General features: G+C 72.6%; 18 protein-coding genes and 1 riboswitch. Of the genes, 10 read left to right on the top strand and 8 right to left on the bottom strand.

Translation table 11 applies throughout. The annotated features are described in order from the left end of the window. Positions 1-8: 8 nt before the first annotated feature. The 6 genes from BJ986_RS12635 to BJ986_RS12660 are packed head-to-tail and all read right to left on the bottom strand — an operon-like array spanning position 9 to position 7,232. Entirely contained in the window at positions 9-1,364 is a 1,356-nt protein-coding gene (locus BJ986_RS12635; protein WP_179422295.1) for an FAD-binding oxidoreductase, read from the bottom strand. After that, positions 1,361-2,224 (bottom strand): ECF transporter S component, encoded by an 864-nt coding sequence (locus BJ986_RS12640; RefSeq protein ID WP_179422296.1) that lies wholly within the window; start codon positions 2,222-2,224, stop codon positions 1,361-1,363. Before BJ986_RS12640 ends, BJ986_RS12635 begins: the two co-directional genes overlap by 4 nt. Further along, complete coding sequence (locus tag BJ986_RS12645; RefSeq protein WP_238338094.1) at positions 2,224-3,975, bottom strand: ABC transporter ATP-binding protein; 1,752 nt, start codon at positions 3,973-3,975, stop codon at positions 2,224-2,226. The genes BJ986_RS12640 and BJ986_RS12645 overlap by 1 nt, the downstream gene beginning before the upstream one ends. Next, positions 3,972-5,063 (bottom strand): CbiQ family ECF transporter T component, encoded by a 1,092-nt coding sequence (locus BJ986_RS12650; protein WP_179422297.1) that lies wholly within the window; start codon positions 5,061-5,063, stop codon positions 3,972-3,974. The genes BJ986_RS12645 and BJ986_RS12650 overlap by 4 nt, the downstream gene beginning before the upstream one ends. 7 nt (positions 5,064-5,070) lie before the next feature. After that, positions 5,071-5,958 (bottom strand): hypothetical protein, encoded by an 888-nt coding sequence (locus BJ986_RS12655; protein WP_179422298.1) that lies wholly within the window; start codon positions 5,956-5,958, stop codon positions 5,071-5,073. Further along, complete coding sequence (locus BJ986_RS12660) at positions 5,958-7,232, bottom strand: prenyltransferase/squalene oxidase repeat-containing protein (protein WP_179422299.1); 1,275 nt, start codon at positions 7,230-7,232, stop codon at positions 5,958-5,960. Before BJ986_RS12660 ends, BJ986_RS12655 begins: the two co-directional genes overlap by 1 nt. Here BJ986_RS12660 and BJ986_RS16810 point away from each other — a divergent pair. From BJ986_RS16810 to BJ986_RS12680, 4 genes are all read left to right on the top strand, one after another. Then, complete coding sequence (locus BJ986_RS16810; protein ID WP_179422300.1) at positions 7,213-7,689, top strand: hypothetical protein; 477 nt, start codon at positions 7,213-7,215, stop codon at positions 7,687-7,689. The genes BJ986_RS12660 and BJ986_RS16810 overlap by 20 nt on opposite strands. Positions 7,690-7,736: 47 nt before the next feature. Further along, a riboswitch (cobalamin riboswitch) is annotated at positions 7,737-7,863 on the bottom strand. Between the two features lie 394 nt (positions 7,864-8,257). Beyond that, positions 8,258-11,590, top strand: a complete 3,333-nt coding sequence (ileS, locus tag BJ986_RS12670) for an isoleucine--tRNA ligase (protein ID WP_179422301.1) — start codon at positions 8,258-8,260, stop codon at positions 11,588-11,590. A 21-nt stretch (positions 11,591-11,611) separates the two neighbouring features. Then, positions 11,612-12,997 carry a bifunctional folylpolyglutamate synthase/dihydrofolate synthase gene (locus tag BJ986_RS12675; RefSeq protein ID WP_179422302.1) on the top strand — a complete coding sequence of 462 codons (1,386 nt, stop codon included), beginning with the start codon at positions 11,612-11,614 and terminating at the stop codon, positions 12,995-12,997. Positions 12,998-13,140: 143 nt separating this feature from the next. Next, complete coding sequence (locus BJ986_RS12680; RefSeq protein ID WP_179422303.1) at positions 13,141-13,539, top strand: DUF4233 domain-containing protein; 399 nt, start codon at positions 13,141-13,143, stop codon at positions 13,537-13,539. Here BJ986_RS12680 and BJ986_RS12685 read toward each other — a convergent pair. After that, positions 13,439-14,128, bottom strand: a complete 690-nt coding sequence (locus BJ986_RS12685; RefSeq protein ID WP_179422304.1) for a DUF998 domain-containing protein — start codon at positions 14,126-14,128, stop codon at positions 13,439-13,441. The two genes, BJ986_RS12680 and BJ986_RS12685, sit on opposite strands and share 101 nt — an antisense overlap. Positions 14,129-14,171: 43 nt before the next feature. Here BJ986_RS12685 and ndk point away from each other — a divergent pair, with 43 nt between their 5' ends. After that, positions 14,172-14,606, top strand: a complete 435-nt coding sequence (gene ndk / locus BJ986_RS12690; protein WP_179422305.1) for a nucleoside-diphosphate kinase — start codon at positions 14,172-14,174, stop codon at positions 14,604-14,606. Here ndk and BJ986_RS12695 read toward each other — a convergent pair. Further along, complete coding sequence (locus BJ986_RS12695) at positions 14,603-15,124, bottom strand: MarR family winged helix-turn-helix transcriptional regulator (protein ID WP_179422306.1); 522 nt, start codon at positions 15,122-15,124, stop codon at positions 14,603-14,605. The genes ndk and BJ986_RS12695 overlap by 4 nt on opposite strands. 68 nt (positions 15,125-15,192) lie before the next feature. Here BJ986_RS12695 and BJ986_RS12700 point away from each other — a divergent pair, with 68 nt between their 5' ends. The 5 genes from BJ986_RS12700 to mrdA all read left to right on the top strand — a co-directional run bounded on the left by BJ986_RS12700 (position 15,193) and on the right by mrdA (position 20,945). Further along, a complete protein-coding gene (locus BJ986_RS12700) occupies positions 15,193-16,476 on the top strand; it encodes an MFS transporter (RefSeq protein ID WP_179422307.1) in 1,284 nt (427 codons plus the stop codon). A 113-nt stretch (positions 16,477-16,589) separates the two neighbouring features. Then, the gene (gene mreB / locus BJ986_RS12705) at positions 16,590-17,603 is read left to right on the top strand and encodes a rod shape-determining protein (protein ID WP_179423850.1); all 1,014 of its coding nucleotides are present in this window, start codon (positions 16,590-16,592) and stop codon (positions 17,601-17,603) included. 2 nt (positions 17,604-17,605) lie between these two features. Then, the gene (mreC, locus tag BJ986_RS12710; RefSeq protein WP_179422308.1) at positions 17,606-18,424 is read left to right on the top strand and encodes a rod shape-determining protein MreC; all 819 of its coding nucleotides are present in this window, start codon (positions 17,606-17,608) and stop codon (positions 18,422-18,424) included. A gap of 2 nt (positions 18,425-18,426) precedes the next feature. After that, positions 18,427-18,918 (top strand): hypothetical protein, encoded by a 492-nt coding sequence (locus BJ986_RS12715; protein ID WP_179422309.1) that lies wholly within the window; start codon positions 18,427-18,429, stop codon positions 18,916-18,918. 20 nt (positions 18,919-18,938) lie between these two features. After that, positions 18,939-20,945 (top strand): penicillin-binding protein 2, encoded by a 2,007-nt coding sequence (gene mrdA / locus BJ986_RS12720; RefSeq protein WP_337795252.1) that lies wholly within the window; start codon positions 18,939-18,941, stop codon positions 20,943-20,945. The last annotated feature ends 47 nt before the right edge of the window (positions 20,946-20,992 follow it).

Here is a 20,992-nt window from a genome sequence, read left to right on the forward strand (position 1 = left end):
CCGACGGGTCAGGACCAGTAGACGCGGCCGGGGTTGAGGATCCCGCGCGGGTCGAACAGGGCTTTGACGGCGCGCTGGCGCTCCAGCTCCCGCTCCCCGAGCTCCTCCGCCAGCCAGGGCGCCTTCAGCGTGCCGATCCCGTGCTCGCCGGTGATGGTCCCGCCCAGCCGGAGCGCGGCCGTGATGATCTCGGTGAACGCCTGGTGCGCGCGCGCACGGCTGGACGCGTCGTCGGCGTCGAAGAAGATGCTCGGGTGGAGGTTGCCGTCGCCCGCGTGGCCGGCCATGACGATCTCCAGACCGTGTCGCGCGGCCACCTCCTGCCCGGACCGGATGAGCTCGGTGAGCCGCCCGACGGGGACGCAGACGTCCTCGAGGTAGCGGGGGCCCTTGGCCTCGAGGGCCGGGCTCAGCGCCCGCCGCCCGGCGAGCAGCAGGTCGGCCTCGGCGGCGTCGTCGGCGACGGCCACGTCCACGGCCCCCGCCTCGGCGAGCACCGCGGCATACCGCTGGACGTCGTCGGCGGTGTGTCCGGGCCGGTCGGACTGGACCAGCAGCACCGCCTCGCAGTCCTGTGGAAAGCCGTAGTCGGCGAGCGACTGCACGGCCGCGACCGCCGCGCGGTCGAGCAGCTCGACGAGCGAGGGGAGGTGGCGTTCGAGGCGCAGGGCGACGATGGCGCGCCCCGCAGCCTCCAGGGAGCCGAACGTCGCGAGCACCGTCAGCGCCGGGTCGGGGGCGGGCACGAGGCGGGTGGTGACCTCGGTGATGACCCCGAGGGTGCCCTCCGACCCGACGAACAGGCCGGTGAGGTCGAGCCCGGCCACGCCCTTGGCGGTGCGGTGGCCGGTGCGGATCACCTCACCACCGGGCAGCACGACCTGCAGGGCGCGCACGTAGTCGGCGGTGACGCCGTACTTGACGCAGCACAGGCCTCCGGCATTGGTCGCGACGTTGCCCCCGATGGTGCAGAACGCCGAGCTCGCGGGATCCGGCGGGTAGAACAGGCCAGCCGCGGCGGCAGCGTCCTTGAGGTCCTTGGTGATGACCCCGGGGCCGACCACCGCCAGGGCCTCGAGCGGGTCGACGGTGCTGATCGCGTCGAGGCCTTCGGTGTTGAGGACCACGCCTGCCTCGATGGCCACCGAGCTGCCGGTGAGACTGCTGCGGGCACCCTGCGGCACGACCGGCGTGCGCGTCTCGTGCGCCCAGCGCAGCACCTCGACGACGTCCTCGAGATCCCGGGCCCGGACCACCTCGAACTGGCTGGGAGCCGTCGCACCCACCGACTGGTCCACGGCATACGTGGCCTTGATGTCCGGGTCGGTGACCGTGCGGATGGGCAACGAGGTGTCGGTGCTCATTCCTGCAGCGTAGGCCGCGCAGCCACCTGCTCGTCGGAGCCCGCCTGCTCGTGGGAGCCCGCCTGCTCGTCGAAGCCCGCCTCTGCGTCGAAAGCTGCTCGGCGCGAGGCGCGACGCAGGGTCCCGAGCACGGCGCGGCCGGTGACCGCGATGAGGACGACGTTCGTCAGGGCCCGACCCAGGTCCCACCAGGCCGAGGTGGCGAGCGAGAAGACGCCGAACCGGCGCAGGTTCTCCCACGGCGTCGCGCCGGCGACGAACGACAGGTCGCCCGACAGCCCGGTGGTGAACGGCCAGAAGGAGAAGTTGAGGGCCACGCCGTAGAGCAGCCCGGACACGGCGCCGTAGGCGGCCAGCAGCAGCAGCTCCCAGCGTGGGGGGACGCGGGGCAGCAGCCCCGCCCCCAGACCCACCCAGGCGGCACCCAGCATCTGGTAGGGCAGCCACGGACCGACCCCACCGGTGATCAGCGCGGAGGCGAACAGGGTGGTCGATCCCAGGACGAAACCGAAGCCCGGACCGAAGACCCGACCTCCGAGGACGAGCAGGAAGAAGACGGTCTCCAGCCCTGCCGTGCCGGCCCCCAGCGGTCGCAGGGCCGCGCCGACGGCGGACAGGACGCCGAGCATCGCCACGGCCTTGACGTCCAGGCCGCCCTCGCTGATCTCGAACAGCACCACGGCCATCAACAGCGGCAGCAGCAGCGCGAAGAAGAGCGGCGCGTCGGCGCTGTGGCCCAGCCGCGAGCCGGCGGTGGCGAAGAGCGGCCACCCGAACGCGAGCAGCCCGGCCAGCGAGACGAGGACGAGCGCCGCCGTGGAGCGCGGGCGCAGCGCCACCGCCCTGGTCGGCGAGGACATCAGCGCCCACTCCCGATCGTCGCCGCCACCGCGGCCTGAACCTGGTCGAGCCGCAGCAGCCGCGCGGGCGCGAGGACCTTGGCGACCTGCGGTGCGAAGGCGGGGGAGTCGCACAGGACGTCGGCAGCCGGGCCGTCCGCGACGACCCTGCCCTCCGACATCACGACCACCCGGTCGGCCACCGTCGCGGCGAACTCCACGTCATGGGTGGCCACCGCGAGCGCCCGGCCGCTGGTCGCGAGCTCGCGCAGCAGGTCCGCGAGCACCGCCTTCGCCGGGTAGTCCAGACCACGCGTCGGCTCGTCGAGGAGCAACGCACCGGGGGCCGCGGCGAGCTGGATCGCCAGGACCAGAGCGAGCTGCTGCCCCTCCGACAGGTCCCGCGGGTGGTGGTCTTCCGGTATGCCGGGTGCGAGCCGGTCGAGGGTGCCGCGCGTCGTGCCGGGCTCGGCACCCGCCTCGTGGTCGGACTGGCGGCACTCGGCCCCCACCGAGTCCAGGTAGAGCAGGTCCGGAGCGCTCTGCGGCACGAGCCCGACGTGGCTGCGCCGCACCCTGGGCGACTCGGAGGCCGGGTCGACGCGGTCACCGGCGGTGGTCAGCACGGACACCTCCCCGGAGCTGCGGTGGCCGGTGCCGTGCAGAGCCCACAGCAGGGAGGACTTGCCGGAACCGTTGCGGCCCATGAGGACCGCGACCTCGCCGTCCCGCAGGGCCAGGTCGACAGAGCGCACAGCCGACACCGTGCCGTGGGTGACCTGCAGACCCGCGGCCGAAACCCGGTGCGGCGCATGGGATCCGCGGCCGGGGTGGTCAGGGTGGTCGGGGTGGTCGGGGTGGTCGGGGTGGTCGGGATCGTCGACGCGATCGGCGCCCTCGGCGTCAGGGGCGGCACCCCCGTGACGCGCGAGATCCTCGCGCAGGTGGGTGGCTGCCCGCCGGGCATCCCTGACGGTCAGGGGCAGGGGATCCCAGCCGGCCCACCGCCCGAGGTGGACGACTGGCGGGGCGAGCGGTGCGCTGGCCATGACGTGCTGCGGGCTGCCGTCGCTCACCGTGCCGTCGTCGCCGACCACGATGACGCGGTCAGCGGTGCCCACGATGCGTTCGAGCCGGTGCTCGGACAGCACCACCGTCAGGCCGAGGTCGTGCACGAGGCGCGAGAGCGTCGCGAGGACCTCCTCGGCACCGGTGGGGTCCAGTGCGGAGGTGGGCTCGTCCAGGACGAGGAGCCGCGGGCTCGCGGTGAGCACCGACCCGATGGCCACGCGCTGCTGCTGGCCGCCGGACAGGTCGCTCAACGGGGCCTCGCGCAGGTCCGCGATCCCCAGCAGGTCGAGCACCTCCTCGACCCGGCGTCGCATGGTCGCGGGATCGAGCGCGAGCTGTTCCAGCGTGTACGCGAGCTCCTCCTCCACCGTGTCGGTCACGAAACCGGCCAGCGGGTCCTGGCGCACCACGCCCACGACCCCGGCGAGGTCACGCGGCCGGTGCGTGCGGGTGTCCCGACCGCAGACGGTGACCCGTCCCGACAGGTGTCCGCCGGTGAAGTGCGGGACCGTCCCGTTGACGGCTCCCAGCAGGGTGGACTTCCCCGAGCCGGTGCGGCCGGTGACCACGACGAGCTCGCCCTCCTCGAGCACGAACGAGGCAGAGCGCAGGGCGGGGCGGGGGCTGCCGGCATACCTGATGGTGACGGCGTCGAAGACGACGGGTGCGGTGGCGTCGGTGCGCATCGGCCGGGTGGTCATCGGCCGCCACCTCCTCGGGCCACCGGTGGGGTGGGGGCCACGAACGCCGGGACCCCGGCGAGCAGGATCCCGAGCACGGCGATCAGGGGCAGCGCGGGAGCAGCCAACGGCTCGAGCGGCAGCACCATGGCATCGGGTGCGCGCGCTGCCTGGACGACCATGAGGGCGGCGGACGTCACGCCCGAGGCCGCGACGAGCCACTCGGGCAGTGCCCACGGGTCGGGCCGGTAGACGCTGCGCTGCACGCTGCGGCCACCGATGCGCATGCCGAGGGCGGCCAGGACCAGCCCCAGGACGAGCATCGGCATCCCGATCAGCGCGGGCGCGGTGCCGTCGAGCAGGCCGTAGACGCCGATCCCGGCGCCCAGCAGACCGCTGAGCGTCAGCGCCGCGGTCAGGCGGCGGGTGGTGGCCGGCTGGTCGGTGCGCCGGCCGTAGCCGCGGGAGTCCATCGCCGACGCGAGGGACAGGGACCGGTCGAGGGTGTCCTGGAGGACGGGCAGGGCGACCCGGCCGACCGACCGGATCCCGGTGCCGCCCTCGCCACGCAGCACCCTGGCCCGGCGGACGCGCTGGACGCTCTCGGCGAGCTGGGGCGCCACCGTCACCGAGATGACCACAGCCGTGCCGATCTCGTGCAGGGCGCCGGGGAGGGCGCGCAGCAGCCGCTTGGGGTTGGCCAGGGCATTGGCCGCGCCGATGCAGGTGATCAGGCTCGCGAGCCGGAGTCCCTCCGCGGCGGCGGCGAGGACGCCCTCGAGGTAGAGCGGGCCGAGCAGCGTGATCCCGGGCAGGTCGACGCTGGGCAGCGAGTAGAGCCGCGTCGTGCCGAACTTGAAGCCCACCAGGACGTGCAGCACGACCCGGAACACGATGATGAACGCGCCGAGCACGAGGTAGAGCCGGAACGCGCGCGACCAGGGCGAGCTGCCGCGCTTGGCGGCGACGACCAGGCTGGCGACGCTCACCGCCAGCAGGAGCAGCAGCGGGTTGCTCGTCCGCGAGCAGGCCACCGCGAGCCCGATGGCCCACACCCACCAGGCGACGGGGTGCAGGTGGCGGGGCAGCGGGGTGCCTGCGGTGCGCACGGCGTGGCTACGTCGACGCCCGGCGGCGCACCGCGAGGTATGCCGCGCCGGCGGCGACCAGGCCCACCAGCCCCAGACCGGCGAGGAGGGTCACGGGCGAACCGGAGTCCGAGGTGGCGCTCGAGGCGCTGTCCGCCTCAGCCCTGCCGGAGGAGCCGGGCGACGTGGTGGTGCCGGCTGACGTCGTGGCGGACGAGGTCGTCGAGGTGAGGGCGCCGGGGGTGGTCGTCCTCGGTGCGGTTCCCGCGCTCGCGCCCGCCGACGAACCCGGGCGGGTGCCGGCGGCTGCGCCTGCCGCAGGGGTCGAGGGCGAGCTGCTGGCGCCGCTCGGCCGGGCCGGGGTGGTGCCCGCCGGCTTCGGCGCCGGCTTGGGCGTCGGCTTCGGGGCCGGCGGACGGCTCGAGGACGACGGGCTCGGCTTGGGTGTCGGTTTGGGTGTCGGTGTGGGGGTCGTCGCCGCGGGAGGTGCGCTTCGCGGGGCTCCGCCCGAGCCGAAGGCGAACCCGATGACGCTCCCCGGGGCCGGGTTGTAGTCAGCCACCCCCGAGCTGCTGTAGGTCCACGAGCCACCGCGGGACGCGTGGAAGAAGGCCCAGTAGGCGCTCGCCGGGGGCATCCGCTGGCAGGTCTGGCTCGCCGGAACGCCGTTGATCTTGCAGACCACGGTGCCGGGGTACTGGGTCGGGCTCGTGACGGTGGCGACCTTCTGGAGGACCCTCATCGCGGACGTGTCGTCAGCCGCGCAGAGCGTGCTGCTGCTCGAGCCGTAGTCGATGACGACGGTCACGCCCGTGCTGTTGGCGCAGGCAGCCGCCTGGGCGGCCCCACCCGGGAGGGTGAGGCCGCCGGCGACGACGAGCGCCGCGGCCGCGACGAGGCGCGCGAGGCACCGCATCAGGCGTGCTCGCCCTTGCGCCGCGCCAGCAGGATGGCGCCCACTCCGGCGACCAGCAGCATCGCTCCGAGGAGGGTCGCTGCCGCCACGTCGGCGCCGGTGAAGGCCAGGTTGCCCGGGGTGGCGGATCCGGGGTCACCCGAAGCGCCCAAGTCGGCCGGGACCGGGGCCGCCGCGGTGGTCGACGTCGAGGAGGCTGGCCGGGTCGTCGTGGTGGTGGTCGTCGACGGGGTCGTCGGTGGGGTGGGACGGCAGCTCAGGGTCGGCGCGGTGGCCGTGGCCCCTTCGCCGGTGACCGTGAGCAGGGAACCCCCGGCCAGGCCGAGGGTGGCCTGGGGCGTCGCCCGCAGGGCCCGGTCGAGGGCAGCCGTGGTGGTGGGCGCTGTCTTGAGGGTGGCGCGGTCCGCCGCGGTGAACGCGATGCCGCCGCGCAGCGCGGTGGCGAAGCCGCAGTCGAGCTGCAGGCTGGCGATGAACGCCTGCGCCCGGGCCAGCTGCACCGCAAGGCCCCCGGCCGCGAAGGCCTGAGCGGCGACGCCGGCGGTGTTGGCGTTGTACTGGCCGTCCTGGTTGAGGAAGCCGCCGTTGGCCGCCTGGTGGGACGCGAGCCACTGCAGCGCCTTGACCGTCGCGGGATCGGTCTCGCCCAGCAGGCCGACCAGCGCCTGAGCCGCGAAGGCGGTGGCGTCGGCGTCGCTCGTGCACGGGGTGTTGGCCACGTCCAGGTTGCCGCGGAACCCACCGTCCGTGCACTGCTGGTCCAGCAGGTAGTTGCTGGCCGCCTGGGGCACCGAGCTCGTGGCGCGCCCGATGGCGATGACGTCCAGCGCCTGCCCGATGGTGTTCGAGTAGTCGCCGGTCGGGTTGCTCGGGTCGCCGAAGTTCGACTTGTCGGAGAATCGTCCGCTCGCGGTTATCAGGCCCTGGAGGCGGGCGACGAGGTCCTGACCACCGAAGGCGGTCGGGTCGCCGCCCTGCGCGACCACGCCGATGACGAGCTTGCCCAGCGGCCCGGCATACGTCTCGGGGCTGGAGGGGTTCGCCGGGTCCGGGTAGCCCACGTAGTCGTTGACGTGCGCAGCGAGGTAGCTGGTGGTGGCGTCGGCCTGGGTGAGGCCGACCCCGGCGCCATCGAGCCCCAGGACGGCGTCGATCGTGTTGCCGCCGTCGAAGTACGTCGAGGCCGGGTAGTTGTAGTGGTCGGCCCGAGCCGCGAGGGTGCGCGCGATGAACCCGGCGGCGTAGCCGGCCTTGGTGGAGGGGGTGCCCGGCACGGCGGCGGCGCTCAGGGCCGCGCGGGTGCCGAACGGGCGGCGGGCAAGTGGCGCGGCGAGCTTCGCCTTCGGGGCCGTCCCGGAGGTTCCCCTGCCCGCACTGGTCTTCGTGGTCCCTGGCGTCCCGGTGGTGGACGTGGCGCTGGAAGTCGGGGACGTCGGGCCGGTGGCAGGGGTCGTCGGGCTGCTCGGCGCCGTCGTGGCGGTGCTGCTCGTGCTCGTGGTGCTGCTCGTGCTCGTGGTGCTGCTCGTGCTCGTGGTGCTGCTCGTGGTGCTGCTCGTGGTGCTGGCGGGGGTGGGCCCGGTCGTGCCGGCGAACGCCGCGCCGGGCAGGACCAGAGCGGCCCCGAGGGCCAGGGCGAGGGCAGCGGACGTGCGGGCGCTGCGCGGGATGCGGTGCATGGTGCCTCTTCAATGCGAACGGTGTCGCGACGGGTGCACCGGCACCGGAACGTGAAAGACCCCCGGCGTCGCTCAGCGACATCGGGGGGCGGCCTCGGACCTGGTGTCCGGGCTCCGCCCCGCGTACCTCGACGGAAATGGAGCCGCTTCGCGATCCAGGTGTTCCGGCTCGCCGCGGTTCAGTGCGGCCTACGGTTGCGGGTCAGCGCCGGAGTTGGACCGGCTTCCCCTGGTTGTCGCGTCGTGGTGTTGCCTGTTTTGCTTGTATTGCCTGTATTGCCGTGGGGGCAACGAGGCTCAGACTACACCGCGCACCTGCCGCCTCCCGCCGTGCGCACGTGCCGTGCGTCACGCCCGCTAGACTTGGCGGCACAGGCAGTGAACCGGCCATCACCGGGGAGCCTCCGGAAGAACGGTCACGACGCCACGCGGCAGACGCGGGGAGTGGTGGCTCACTAGAACCGGACGGGTGGGTCCGTCACAACCTTGAGCAAGAGCGGTCGTGTGCCGCGGGCCTCCGGGCGCGCGCGTGCGGCAAGCGAGGTGGCACCGCGGTGGCGCCGGGAATCCCGGCGACGTCGTCCTCGTGTGGGAGCACGAGTGATGTGAGGACCGCCGACACCATGACCTATCCGAAGGTCTCCAGCGACACCGTTCCGAACGACGCCCCGGGGGCTGCCCTCGGCGTGCCCGCGTCTCCGCGCTTCCCCGAGATCGAGGAGCGGGTCCTGCGGTACTGGGACGAGGACGGCACCTTCGTCGCGTCCGTGGAGAACCGTTCTGCCGGCACGAACGGTGACAACGAGTTCGTCTTCTACGACGGTCCGCCCTTCGCCAACGGGCTGCCGCACTACGGCCACCTGCTCACCGGCTACGTCAAGGACCTGATCCCGCGCTACCAGACGATGCGCGGACGCCGGGTCGAGCGGCGCTTCGGCTGGGACACCCACGGGCTGCCCGCCGAGCTCGAGGCGATGAGCCAGCTGGGCATCAAGACCAAGGACGAGATCCTCGAGCTGGGCCTGGAGAAGTTCAACGCCAAGTGCCGCGAGTCGGTCCTGAAGTACACGGGGGAGTGGCGGGACTACGTCACCCGGCAGGCCCGGTGGGTCGACTTCGACCACGACTACAAGACCCTCAACCCCGACTACATGGAGTCGGTCATCTGGGCCTTCAAGGCGTTGTACGACAAGGGGTACGTCTACGAGGGCTTCCGCGTCCTGCCCTACTGCTGGAACGACCAGACGCCGCTGTCCAACCATGAGCTGCGCATGGACGACGACGTCTACCAGAACCGCCAGGACCCGGCAGTCACCGTCGGCCTGCGCCTGGAGACGGGGGAGCTCGCCCTCGTCTGGACGACGACGCCGTGGACGCTGCCGGCCAACCTCGGCATCATGGTCGGCCCGGACATCGACTACGTCGTGGTCGAGTCCGACGTCACCGGGACGACCGAGCGCTACCTCATCGGCGAGGCGCGGCTCGCGGCCTATGCCAAGGACCTCTTCGGCTCCGACAGCGACGCCGTCGCCGACCCGGCCTCGCGCATCGTGGAGCGGCTCAAGGGCAGCGACCTCGTCGGGCGGTCGTTCACCCCGCCCTTCTCCTACTACCTCGGCCACGAGCGCGCGCACCGGGTGTTCCCCGCGGAGTTCGTCACCACCGAGGACGGCACCGGGCTGGTCCACACCGCCGGCGCCTTCGGTGAGGAGGACAAGGTCGTCACCGATGCCGCGGGCATCGAGCCGGTGATCCCGGTGGGTCCCGACGGCTGCTTCACCTACCCCGTCACGGACTACGAGGGTGTCCAGGTCTTCGACGCCAACGCGCTCATCATCGAGCACCTGAAGGCTCGCACCCGCGGCGAGGGCGAGACGGGTTCGGTCACCGAGGGCACCGTGCTGCTGCGCCGGGAGACCTACGACCACTCCTACCCGCACTGCTGGCGGTGCAGGCAGCCCCTGATCTACATGGCGGTCTCGAGCTGGTTCGTCGAGGTCACCAAGTTCAAGGACCGGATGCTCGAGCTCAACGAGCAGATCACCTGGGTCCCCGAGCACGTCAAGCACGGCCAGTTCGGCAAGTGGCTGGCGAACGCCCGTGACTGGTCGATCTCGCGAAATCGCTTCTGGGGCAGTCCGATCCCGGTGTGGAAGTCCGACAACCCCGCCTACCCGCGCCTCGACGTCTACGGCTCGTTCGCCGAGCTGGAGGCGGACTTCGGCGTGGAGGTCACCGACCTGCACCGGCCGTTCATCGACCAGCTCACCCGGCCCAACCCGGACGACCCCACGGGCCAGTCGACCATGCGCCGCGTCGAGGACGTCCTCGACGTCTGGTTCGACTCCGGCTCGATGTCGTTCGCGCAGGTGCACTACCCGTTCGAGAACGCCGAGTGGTTCGAGCACCACTTCCCGGGCGACTTCATCGTCGAGTACATCGGCCAGACGCGTGGCTGGTTCTACACGCTGCACGTCCTCGCGACCGCGCTGTTCGACCGACCCGCCTTCTCCTCGTGCGTCAGCCACGGCATCGTGCTCGGCTCGGACGGCCAGAAGATGTCGAAGTCGCTGCGCAACTACCCCGACGTGCGCGAGGTGTTCGACCGCGACGGCGCCGACGCCATGCGCTGGTTCCTCATGTCGAGCCCGATCCTGCGCGGCGGCAACCTCGTCGTCACGGAGCAGGGCATCCGCGACGGCGTGCGCCAGGTGCTCATCCCGCTGTGGAACACCTGGTACTTCTTCTCGTTGTACGCCAACGCCTGGGGTGGCGGCCAGGGCTACGAGGCCAAGTGGTCGACGGCCTCCACGGACCCTCTCGACCGCTACCTGCTGGCCAAGCTGGGTGAGTACGTCCGCACCATGCAGGAGCAGCTGGACGGCTACGAGGTGGCGAACGCCTGCGAGACGACCCGTGGCTTCCTCGACGTGGTGACCAACTGGTACGTCCGTCGCTCGCGCGAGCGGTTCTGGGACACCGGCACCGGTTCCGGTTCTGGTTCCGCGGCCGGGTCCGAGCGTGATGGTGCCAAGCAGGCCTTCGACACGCTCTACACGGCCCTGGAGGTCGTATGCCGCGTGGCCGCGCCGCTGCTCCCGCTCACCACCGAGGAGATCTGGCGCGGACTCACGGGGGGCCGCTCGGTCCACCTCACCGACTGGCCGGACCACACCGACCTGCCGGCCGACCACGCACTGGTCTCGGCGATGGACCGCGCGCGGGAGGTCTGCTCCGTGGCGTCGTCGCTGCGCAAGGCCGGTGGCCTGCGCGTGCGGCTGCCGCTGCAGGACCTCACCGTGGTGACGAAGGATGCGCTGGCCCTCAAGGACTTCGGCGGGATCATCGCCGACGAGGTCAACGTGCGCACGGTCACGCTGCGTGACCTGGGCGAGGCGAGCGAGGCCGACTTCGGCATCACCCAGCGGCTGACCGTCAATGCCAGGGCCGCAGGTCCCCGGCTCGGGCGGGACGTGCAGCAGGCCATCAAGGGCAGCAAGTCGGGCGACTGGTCGGTGGCGGCCGACGGTACCGTGACTGCCGGCGGACTCGACCTCCTCGAGGGGGAGTACACCCTCGAGATGGTCGTCGACTCCGAGCAGCAGGGCGCTGCCAAGGCGACCGCGATGCTGCCCGGTGGCGGCTTCGTGGTGCTCGACACCCAGGTCACCGCCGAGCTGGCCCAGGAGGGCCTGGCCCGCGACATCGTGCGAGCCGTCCAGCAGGCCCGGCGTGACGCGGGGCTCGACGTGTCGGACCGGATCTCGTTGACGGTCACCGGGTCCCCGGCCGTGTGGGAGGCGACCGTGGCCCACCAGGGGCTCATCGTCGAGGAGACGCTGGCCAGCCAGTTCGGCAGCGCGCCGCAGCTCGACGCGCTGCCCCGCCGTGGCGACGTGGCCGAGGCCACCGTCGGCGACGGGGAACCGGTGCGCATCAAGGTCATGAAGCTCTGACGGAATGGGAGACTGAACCACATGCCTGCTCCTGATGCCGCCCAGCGCGAGGCTGCGCACAACCTCGAGGTCGTCAAGGCGATGCGGGAGGCGGAGGAGGCCATCCTCGCCCGGGCTCCCGAGCACGACCTGGAGCCCAGCCTGGACCGGGTCGCCGCCGTGATGGAGCTGCTGGGCGACCCGCAGCGCACCTACCCGGTCATCCACCTCACGGGGACCAACGGCAAGACGTCGACGACCCGGATCATCGACTCGCTGCTGCGCGAGATGGGCCTGAAGACCGGCCGGTTCACCTCGCCGCACCTGCACAGCGTGCGGGAGCGGATCGCCTTCTCCGGCGAGCCGATCAGTGCCGAGAAGTTCCTCGCCGCCTACGACGACGTGCTGCCCGTCATCGAGATCGTCGACGCCCGTTCGGTGGCCGACGGTGGTCCGCGGATGACGTACTTCGAGGTGCTCGTCGCCGTGGCGTATGCCGCGTTCGCCGACGCGCCCATCGACGTCGCCATCGTGGAGGTGGGCCTCGGCGGCAGCTGGGACGCCACCAACGTCGCCGACGGGTCGGTCGCCGTTGTCACGCCCATCGCGCTGGACCACCAGCACTTCCTGGGCAACGACGTCGTCGACATCGCCACCGAGAAGTCCGGCATCATCAAGGCTGACGCCCTCGCCGTGATCGGGGTCCAGGAACCTGACGTGGCCCAGGTCCTCGCCGACCGCGCGGCGGAGGTCGGTGCCCGGATCGCCTTCGAGGGCAACGACTTCGGCCTGCTCACCCGTGACGTCGGTGTGGGCGGCCAGCAGATCGCCATCCGTGGTCTGGGGGGCGACTACGAGGACCTGTTCCTGCCCCTGCACGGTGCCCACCAGGCGCACAACGCGACCCAGGCCGTGGTCGCGGTGGAGGCGTTCTTCGGTGCCGGCGAGCAACGGCTGGACCCCGAGGTCGTCCGTGCGGGGCTGGGTCGCGTCACGTCGCCCGGTCGTCTGGAGATCGTGCGGCGCTCGCCGACAGTCATCGTCGACGCGGCGCACAACCCCGCCGGTGCCCTGGCCCTGCGCGACGCCCTGGAGGACTCGTTCAACTTCGCGAAGATCGTTGGGGTCATCGCCATCCTCAAGGACAAGGACGCCACCGAGATGCTCGAGGTCCTGGAGCCTGTCCTCGACCACGTGGTGGTCTCGCGCACGACGTCGCCGCGCGCCATGCGGCCCGACGACCTGGGCGAGCTGGCGGTCGACATCTTCGGCGAGGACCGGGTGACCGTGGTCCAGGACCTGCCGGACGCCCTCGACGTCGCGGCGGGACTGGCCGACGAGGGCGGTGTCGGCGGAGGGGTGCTCGCGACGGGTTCGGTGACCACCGCTGCCGAGGTGCGCATGCTGCTCGGCGCGACCGACGCCTGACTCCCGAAGGGACCGGTCCGGCTGGGTGCCGGCCCCACGGCATACCCTCGGAGCATGTTCGGGAAGATGGTCGTCGTCGTGATCGTGGTCGCCGTGGCCTTCTGGCTGCTCACCAGGTTCCGTGACTCGAACCGGGGCGGTCGATGAAGGGCATCGTCTTCTACGGCGCGCTGGGCAAGTTCACCTGGCGGATGCTCGCGACCGTGCTGGGCAGCCAGGGGATCGTGGTCTTCCTCGGCGCCCTGGTGGCCCGTGGCCTGGCCAGCGCCACAGGCGACGACCGCAGCCACGCATGGTTGTGGACCGGGATCGGTCTTGCGCTGCTGTGCTTCCTCGCCGCGGGCATGATGCGCCGGCCGTGGGGCGTCACGCTGGGCTGGCTCATCCAGGTGCTGACCTTCGCCAGCGCGCTCGTCGTGCCCGCCATGCTCGGCGTCGGGCTCATCTTCCTGGTGCTGTGGGTGGGCTCGCTGGTGCTGTGCCGCCGGGTGGAGGACCAGGTGGCGGCGCGTCAGCAGACGGACCCCGCCCGGCAGCCGTAGCGGCGGCCAGGGCAGCCAGCGGTAGCCAGAGCTTCGCCGGCCAGATGGCGGCCCGCTCGAGCAGGCCCGACCAGTGGTCGGCACCGAGCAGGGCGGCGAAGGCCACGACGCCGGCCAGGGCCACCGTCGCCAGCGCCAGGCCCACCTGTCGCAGCCGCCCGGGCGCGAGCAGCCGGGCGTGCAGCAGCAGCGCCAGCGGCTGGGCCACGAAGACGGGGAGCGCGACCAGCGAGTGCGTGGTGCGGTGCGCGTCCACGGGCAGCAGTCCGACCCCCACCGACGACACCCCGGCCACGACCCACAGCCAGCCCACGACGCCGGGTCGGCCGCGGTCCCTGAGCAGGGGAAGGGCCCCCAGCGCCTGGAGGATGCCGAACCCGATGAACGTCAGGTTCATGAGCAGCGGGGCCGACGAGCACCCGCCCTCGCCGGGCGAGCACGAGGTCCCCAGGGCGCTGATCGTGTCGTCGGCCAGCGAGTAGCGCACCCCGGCCAGAAGGGCCAGGGCCACCTCCGCGACGAGGTAGGCGGGCTGCGCCAGCCAGGCGGCATGCCCGAGGCGGTCGCTCGTCCCCGCCACATATCGCACACCGCGACGCTAGTGCCTGCGGGTGCTCGGTAGGCTTGCCGGCGTGACGACGCAGACCGAACGTTCCCTTGTCCTGGTCAAGCCCGACGGTTTCGCCCGCGGCCTCAGCGGTGAGGTGCTCCGCCGGATCGAGGCGAAGGGCTACACCCTCGCTGCGCTCGCGGTGACCACCCCGACCCGCGAGCAGCTCGCCGAGCACTACGCCGAGCACGAGGGCAAGCCGTTCTACGAGCCGCTGGTCGAGTTCATGTCGAGCGGCCAGGTGACCGCCGTCGTCATCGAGGGCAACCGCTGCATCGAGGGGTTCCGTGCGCTGGCCGGCGCCACCGACCCGACCGCGGCGCTGCCCGGCACCATCCGCGGTGACCTCGGCCGCGACTGGGGCAAGAAGGTCCAGGAGAACATCGTGCACGGCTCGGACTCCCCGGAGTCGGCCGCGCGCGAGATCGCGATCTGGTTCCCGGGGCTGGCGACCTAGGTCGTCTCCAGGTCGTCCAGACCGCTGATCACCACTTCGAGGAGCGCGGCCAGCTGGTCGCGCTCCTCGCGCGTCAGCCCGGCGAGGGTGTCGGACTCGACCACGTTGGCCTCCCGCACGGCCGCCTCGAACAGCTCCCACCCGTGGTCGGTGAGCTCGACGAGCACCCGGGTGCGGTTCTGCGGGTCGGGGGAGCGGCGCACCAGGCCGCGTTCGGTCATCCGGTCGAGCCGGTGCGTCATCGAGGACGCGGCCACGTTGCTGGCGTCGGCCAGCCGACTAGGGGTGAGCGGCTTGCCGTCCGCGGTGGCCAGCTGGGCAACCACTGACCACTCGCCGTGCGAGAGGTCGAGGTCCACGAGCTGGCGCGTGTACCACTGCTCGAGCTTGCGGCCCAGCGAGTTGACGGCCGTGATGACCCGCTGCACGGACTCGTCGCCACCGGCCGCGACATAGGTCGCGACCGCTTCGCGGTACTGCTCTTGCGCGCTCTGGGCGCTCTTGGACCTCGGAGGCATGGCCCTATCTTCGCATGCTAAGATTTCGATATCGAAATATTCGAACCTGAAGAACTGTTGACCTGACCATGCGCGCCCGCCTCTTGATCCTCGCCTCTGCCGTTGCCATGCTCGGCTGGGGCACCGTCCTGCCCTACCAGTACGCCTACGCGGCGACGACCCGCGGCTGGGGCTCGCTGGTGGCGGCGGCCGCGTCGAGCCTCTTCTCGGTGGGCGCCCTGCTGGCTGCCCCGGTGGGTGGTCGCCTGTCGGACCGGATGTCGCCGGTGCTGGTCGCCGTGGGCGCCAAGGTGGTGGCCGCCGCGGGCGCAGCCTCGCTGATCTGGGCCAACAGCCCGGTGTCCTTCCTCGTCGGCATGTTCGTCTTCGGCCTCGGCATCACCGCCGCGGCCCCCGCCCAGTCCGTCCTCGTCCTGCGCTGGGTCGGCGGCACGGACCGTCGCCGCGTGTTCGCGTGGCAGTTCACCGGCCAGTCCCTCGGCATGGCGGTCGGGGCCTTCGGGGCGGGCTACGTCGTCGACCTGCACCGCACCTCGGGCATGTGGCCGGCCTTCTCCACGGCCGCGGGGGGCTTTCTGCTCTCGGGTCTGCTCCTGCTCGTCGCCGGTGCCCGGCGATGGGGTGTGCCGGTGCCCTCGACGGAGGCGCCCCTGGCCGCTGACCGGATGGGTGCGGCCAGCCCCCGCGAGGCGCTGCGTGCCATCTGGGCGATCCCGGCGCTGCGCTGGACGGCACTGATCACGGTGACCCTGGCGCTGGGCTTCTATGCCCAGTTCGAGTCGGGCCTGCCGGCCTACGCGCTCACCGTCCTGCACGTGCACGAGACCACCATCGGCCTTGCCGCGGCGGTCAACTGCGTCGTCATCATCGTGTTGCAGATGCTGGTCGTCAGGCTCACCGCCCGGCGCGGTGGCGCGACGCTGCTGATGGGCGTCGGCGCCATCTGGACGCTGTCCTGGCTCGTGCTCTCCGCCGCGTCGCTCGCCCCCGAGCTGTCGGCAGCGCTGTTCGTCACGACCTTCGGCATCTTCGCGGTCGGCGAGACGATGTACGCCCCCGTGCTCAACCCGCTGACCGCGAGCCTGGCTCCGTCGGGCCTGGTCGGGACCACGCTGGGCCTGTTCACGGCCCTGCAGACCGGCTTCTCGGCTGTCGGCCCGCTGGTGGCCGGGGTGGTGCTGGGGGCCGGGTTCGGCAGCGTGTTCATCGGGCTGCACGTCGCGATCAGCCTGCTGGCCGTCTTCGCCGCCTGGCGGCTGCGCGCCGCCATCTCCCGATCGGAGCCACGGCGCGCCGTGCTTCCGGCGACGGACGGCGCGGATCCGCGGCGCGTCGTGTCCTCGGTGGGCTGAAGTCAGTCACACCAGTCACATCCGCACCAGTCTGGGTATGCCGCGGGCGCGGCTCCCGGATCCTGACGTGCCGCCCACCTAGCATCGCGGTCGTGAGTGGCGGACGTGGCTGGATGACGCTGGGTCGAGACCTGGCGATCGACCTCGGCACCGCGAACACCCTGGTCTACGAGCGGGGCCGCGGGGTGGTCCTGGACGAGCCGTCCGTCGTGGCGGTCGAGGCCGCGACCGGCAGGCTGGTCGCCGCCGGCACGCGGGCCAAGGAGATGCTGGGCCGCACGCCGGGTCACGTCCGCGCGGTGCGGCCACTGGCCGACGGGGTGATCTGCGACGCCGACGTGGCCGAGCAGATGCTGCGGTACTTCGTCGACCGGGTGCGCCCGTCGCGCCTGGTCCGGCCGCGCATGGTCGTCTGCGTCCCGAGTGAGGTCACCGGCGTCGAGCGCCGCGCCCTCGAGGACGCCGCGGTCCGCTCCGGCGCCCGACGGGTCTACGTCATCGAGGAGCCCATGGCTGCGGCCATCGGCGCGGACCTGCCGGTCAACGAGACCTCGGCGTCGATGGTGGTGGACATCGGCGGCGGCACCACCGACGTCGCGGTGATCAGCCTCGGGGGCATCGTGACCGCGCGCTCCGTCCGGGTGGGGGGCGACGAGATCGACCAGGCGGTGATCGCGCACGTCAAGAGCGAGTACTCGCTGCTGCTGGGCGAGCGCAGCGCCGAGGACATCAAGGTGGCCGCCGGGTCGGCGTTCCCCCTGAGCGAGGAGACGAGCACCCGCGTGCGAGGCCGCGACCTGGTCACCGGACTGCCCAAGACGGTCACCATCACCAGCCAGGAGGTCCGCCGCGCCATCGAGGGCCCGGTCCTGCAGGTCGTCGAGCTGGTCCGCGCGACGCTGGACGTCTGCCCGCCCGAGCTGGCCGGCGACATCCTGGACAACGGGATCACGCTGACGGGTGGCGGCGCCCTGCTGCGTGGGCTGGACGAACGGCTCCGGCACGAGCTCGGCGTCCCCGTCCGGGTGGCGCACGACCCGCTGCGCGCGGTGGTGCGCGGTTCCGGGCGTTGCGTCGAGGAGTTCTCGACCCTCGAGCGCGTGCTCATCGAGAACCGCCGCTTCTGAGGATGCGCACCCCTTCCCGACGCCGGTTGCTCGCGGTGCTGCTGGGCCTGACGGTCGTCGCGCTCTGCGTCGACGTGGCGGGAGGTCCGGGCGTGCCGCAGCTGCGCTCCGCCGGTGGTGCCGTCCTCGGGCCGCTCGAACGCGTGCTCGCGCCCGGGTCGCGGCAGGACCTCACAGGCGCCCAGCAGGCGCGGGACCTCGTCCTGCACGACCAGGGGGCCGAGCAGTCCATGGCAGGCCACCAGCTCCAGGCGCTCCTGGGGTCGCCCGACCTGTCCGGGAGAGAGTTCGTCCCCGCGCGGGTCGTCGCGGTCGGTCGCGAGGGTGCAGCCGGGCCCGAGCGGGTGACCCTCGACGCGGGGTCGCGCGACGGGGTGCGGCCCGACCTGTCCGTGGTCGGGGCCGGGGGTCTCGTCGGACGGGTCGTGGCGGTCTCGCCGTGGACCTGCGACGTGCTGCTCATCGGCAGCGCGGACCTCGTCGTGGGAGTCCAGGTCGGTTCGGCGGGCACGCTGGGCGCGGTGGGCAGCGGGGCGCAGGGCCCGCACCGCCGGGCGGCCGGCGAGCTCAACCTCACCGTCGTCGAGCGGGGCCAGGTGCGTCCGGGTGACGTGGTCACCACCATGGGCAGCGCCGGGGGTTCGCCCTTCCCGGCGGGCATCCGGGTGGGGACCGTGATGCGGGTCGACGATGCGCCGGGCGACCTCACGCCCACCGCGGCTGTCCGTCCCGCAGCCGACGTCACCGCGCTCGGCGTGGTCGGCATCCTGCGCACCGGCCCGCGGTCCACGCCGAGGCCCACCGTCACCGGGGGCGGCTGACCGTGCCCCTGCCCCACCTGGCTCTCGCCCTTCGCGGCCTGCTGTTGCTCGTCACCGCGGTGGCCTCGGTCACCCTGGCCGCCCGCTCCCAGCTGGTGCTCCCGGACCTGGTCCTACCGATTGTCGTGGCGGGCGCCCTGCGCACCGGGGTGTCCCGCGGGGGCCGGCTCGGTCTCGCGGCGGGGTGGCTCGTCGACCTGATGCCGCCCGGTTCGTCGGTGCTCGGCACGGCAGCCCTGACGTATGCCGCCGCGGGCCTGCTCGCCGGCGCCGGCCGGCGCGAGGGCGAGACGCCGTTCGGCTGGGTCGCGGTCGTGGGCCTGGGCAGTGCGGTCGTCGTCGCCGCTGGGCGCCTCACCGTGGCGGCGCTGTCCGGAGCGGCGGTGGAGTGGGGCGTCCTCGGGCTCCGTCTGGTGCTCACCGTGGTGCTGTGTGCTGCCCTCGTTCCGCTGCTCGTCGGGTGCGAGCAGTGGCTGGTGGGGAGGCGTCGGTGAGGCGAGCCCGTGATCGCGCGGTGAGGCGCTCCGGCTCGGTCCGCGACCACTCGCCGCGGATGTGGGTGCTCGGACTCGTGGTCCTGTGCTTCATGGCCACCCTGGTCACGCGGTTGGGACAGGTCCAGATCGTGGGTCACGCGGACTACGAGCGGGCGGCGGCCACCCTCGACACCCGCACGGTCACCGAACCCGCCGTCAGGGGCCGCATCCTCGACCGCAACGGACTGCCCCTGGTGGACAACACGACGCAGACCGTGGTGACCCTCGACCGGTCGGTGCTGGTCGAGTCGAAGGACGGGGGACGCGACCTCGTGCGTCGCGTCGCCGCAGTGCTGGGGTCGGACGTCGACCAGCTCTGGGGGCGCACCCAGCTGTGCGGGGTCAAGGACGCCCCGCGGCCGCCAGTCTGCTGGGCAGGCTCGGCCTACGTGCCGATCCCGCTGGTCAGCGGGGTCGATCCGCGCAGGGCCCTGAGCCTGCTCGAACGTCCGGATCTCTTTCCCGGAGTGGGGGTGTCGGCCCAGCCTGTGCGTGACTACCCAGCGAAGAAGACGGTCAACGCAGCCCACCTGCTCGGCTACCTCGCGCGGTCGAACGCCGACGACGTGGCGGCGTCCCACGGCGCCATCGGCGACCTGGACCTGGTCGGTCGGTCAGGTCTGGAGCAGCAGTACGACGCCCGCCTGCGAGGCACTCCCGGGACGAGCACGGTCGCGGTCGACCCTCGCGGCATCGTCACGCGGACGCTCCGCCAGACAGACCCCGTCCCCGGCCTGGACGTCGTGACCAACCTCGACGCCCGGGTGCAGTCGGCGGCGGAGGCTGCGCTCGCCACGGCGGTGGCGTCCGCGCGGACCCGCGGCTACCGGGCCGACTCGGCCGCGGCCGTGGTCCTGGACGTCGCCAACGGCGGCGTCGTCGCGGCGGCGAGCTACCCGTCCTACGACCCGGACGTCTGGACCGGTGGTGTCACGGCCTCGGAGTTCGCGCGGCTCACCGCCCCCACGGCGGGGACCCCGCTGGTCTCTCGCGTGACCTCCGCGGCGTTCTCGCCGGCGTCCACCTTCAAGGTCGTCAGCCTGCCGGCCGCGGTGCGGGCCGGGAACTCACTCGGTGGGACGTACGACTGCACGTCCAGCTACACCATCGGGAACCGCAGGTTCGCCAACTTCGAGTCGCGGGCGTACGGACCGATCTCGTTGCGCAAGGCCGTGGAGGTCTCCTGCGACACGATCTTCTACGACTTCGCCTACCGGTCCTGGCTTGCCCAGGGTGGACTCGCGGCGACGTCCGATGCCCACGACCCCTTCGTCGCGATGGCCGACGCGTTCGGACTGGGCCGGCCCACCGGGATCGACCTGCCGGGGGAGCAGGCCGGCCGGATCCCGGGCCGCGCGTGGAAGCAGCGCCAGTGGGACCAGACCCGGGCGCAGACCTGCAGGCGTGGCACCTCCGGCTACCCGGAGGTGGCGGCCACCGACCCGAGCCGCGCGGCATACCTGCGGGCGCTGGCCGTCGAGAACTGCCGCACGGGGTTCCAGTTCCGGGCCGGCGACGCCGCCAACTTCGCCATCGGCCAGGGGGACATCACGGTGACGCCGCTGCAGATGGCCCAGGTCTACGCGGCCATCGCCAACGGCGGGACGCTGTGGAAGCCGCAGGTCGCGCGCGCCTTCGTGGGACCGCGTGGCGCGACCGAGCCGGTGGCTGCGGTGCGGACCGGGACGGTGCCCTTCCCGCCAGGGACCCTCGCCTTCCTGCACGGGGCGCTCGAGGGGGTCGTGACGCAGGGGTCGGCGGCGGGTGCGTTCGCGGGGTTCCCGTTGAAGCAGTGGCCGATCGCGGGCAAGACCGGGACCGCCGAGTCCTTCGGCGCGCAGGACACCGCCTGGTTCGCCTCCTACGCACCGGCCACGAAGCCGAGGTATGCCGTCGTGGTCGTGATCGGCCACGGCGGGCTGGGTGCGGCCACCGCGGCGCCCGCGGCGCGGGCCATCCACGAGGTCCTGCGCACCCTGAGGTGAGGTCCACCACCGGTGGGGGCCGTCCGGTGGTGTCAGTAGGCTGACGC

This window comes from Pedococcus badiiscoriae (assembly GCF_013408925.1).
Classification (GTDB): domain Bacteria; phylum Actinomycetota; class Actinomycetes; order Actinomycetales; family Dermatophilaceae; genus Pedococcus; species Pedococcus badiiscoriae.